At 68.7% G+C, this 1,086-nt stretch carries 2 protein-coding genes; both read right to left on the bottom strand.

All coding sequences use genetic code 11. The annotated features are described in order from the left end of the window. Nucleotides 1–552 (bottom strand): DNA glycosylase AlkZ-like family protein (locus ACFWF3_RS36895; RefSeq protein ID WP_379318891.1); only part of this gene is annotated, 552 nt, incomplete at its 3' end. A 66-nt stretch (nucleotides 553–618) separates the two neighbouring features. Further along, nucleotides 619–996, bottom strand: a complete 378-nt coding sequence (locus ACFWF3_RS36890) for a BlaI/MecI/CopY family transcriptional regulator (RefSeq protein WP_378991750.1) — start codon at nucleotides 994–996, stop codon at nucleotides 619–621. Between the last annotated feature and the right edge of the window lie 90 nt (nucleotides 997–1,086).

Raw genomic sequence — 1,086 nt, 5'->3', positions numbered from 1 at the left:
GAAGGTGACCTTGCTCCCGCGCGCGGGACCGTGGCACAGCGCGCCCTGCCAGGCCAACGGCTTGAGCACCGCACCCCAGCCGGAGCGCAACTGCTCACCGAGGTGGGCGAAGCCAGGTTCGGCGAGGACCGCCTCGACCAGTTCGTCCCGGGTCAGGACCTGACCGGCCAGGACTCCCGACACCACCTCCACCAGACCGGCCACCTGCGCCGGGGTCGCGCCGAACGTCTTCTGCCACGACGGTTTCTCCCAGGTCCGCGCCGATCCGATCAGCGACAGCGCAGCCGCGGCCTGCTCGGGCACCATCGCGTGCAGCGTGCCGCGCATCGCCCAGGTCTTGATCAACGTGCCCGCGGCCAACGCCTCACCGACACCGAGGCTGCGGGAATCGGAACTGCGCACCGCCACAGCCATCTCCGCCGCCGACGCCACCTGCGCCTGCACCCCGGCCAACCGGGTCGCGACATGCTCGGCAGAACCCGCGGTCGGTGCCGCGACGAACTGGCGGCCCAGCCGCCAGGCGAACACCTGATCCCATCCGACACTCAGCATGCGTCCCGTCCCCGTGACCGATCCCATCGCAGTCCCATCAGATCAGATCACTCCGACACGATCGGGCTAACTCGCCTCGGTCCGCCGGGTGGCGACACGGCGCAACGCGGCTCGCAATCCCGCGAATTCGTCGTCACTGATCCGGTCGACGAAATAGTTGAGGACGAGGTCGGAGCGCCCGCCCACACCGAGCGCCTCGTGCATGAGCCGGGCGCTGTGTTCCTCGCGGGTCACCGTCGGCCAATACCGGTACGCGCGGCCCTCACGCTCGCGGGCCAGCCAGCCTTTGCGGTGCAGATTGTCCATCGTCGACATCACGGTGGTGTAGGCGATGTCGCGCTCGGTCGCCAACTCGTCGAACAGTTCGCGCACCGTGGTCGTGTCCACATCGCGGTCCCACAGCCGATCCATCAGCACTGCCTCGAGATCCCCGAAACCACGCACCGCCGACCGACTCCTTCACCTTGCCCGAACCGCTTCACAGTACCGGCACCGCCTCGGTGAGAGTCGCGAGCATGGCAAAGGCAAGGAGGG

It is taken from the genome of Nocardia sp. NPDC060220 (assembly GCF_042727815.1).
GTDB lineage: Bacteria > Actinomycetota > Actinomycetes > Mycobacteriales > Mycobacteriaceae > Nocardia.
Note: the sequence above shows the minus strand (reverse complement) of the source record. Positions and strands in the feature narration are given on the sequence as shown.